The sequence below is a fragment of the Zestomonas ipomoeae genome (assembly GCF_057128665.1).
The window spans coordinates 1-551 of record NZ_JBSKHQ010000055.1 but is presented as its reverse complement, the minus strand read 5'-3'; the positions used below and the strand labels follow the sequence as shown (position 1 = coordinate 551).

Annotated in this window: 1 protein-coding gene; it reads left to right on the top strand. The window is 61.0% G+C overall.

The genetic code is table 11. The annotated features are described in order from the left end of the window. Positions 1 to 72: 72 nt before the first annotated feature. Positions 73 to 551 (top strand): Hcp family type VI secretion system effector (locus ACWKV7_RS23695; RefSeq protein ID WP_483860163.1); only part of this gene is annotated, 479 nt, incomplete at its 3' end.

Here is a 551-nt window from a genome sequence, read left to right as displayed (position 1 = left end):
TGGCACGGAAATGGCTCTCTCCTGGGCTCCCGGACCGGTCAAGGTCCACTACCAAGGCAAAGGAGAGCACCCATGCCAACACCCGCGTACCTGTCCCTCGAAGGCACCAAGCAAGGCCTGATCACCGCTGGCACCTTCACCGAGGACTCGGTCGGCAACATCTTCCAGGAAGGTCACGAAGACCAGATCCTGGTCCAGGCATTCAACCACCAGGTCATCATTCCCCGCGACCCGCAGTCCGGCCAACCGACCGGCCAGCGCGTGCACAAGCCGCTGATGATCACCAAGGTGTTCGACAAGTCGTCCCCGCTGATCTTCAACGCCCTGACCTCCGGTGAGCGTCTGAACAAGTGCCGTCTGGAGTGGTACCGCACCTCCTCCACCGGTACCCAGGAGCACTACTTCACCATCGAACTGGAAGACGCCGTGATCGTCGACGTGCAGTCGCGCATGCCGAACTGCCAGGACCCGAACATGGCTCACTTCACTCACCTGGAAGACGTCTACTTCACCTACCGCAAGATCGTCTGGACCCACGAAGTCTCCGGCAC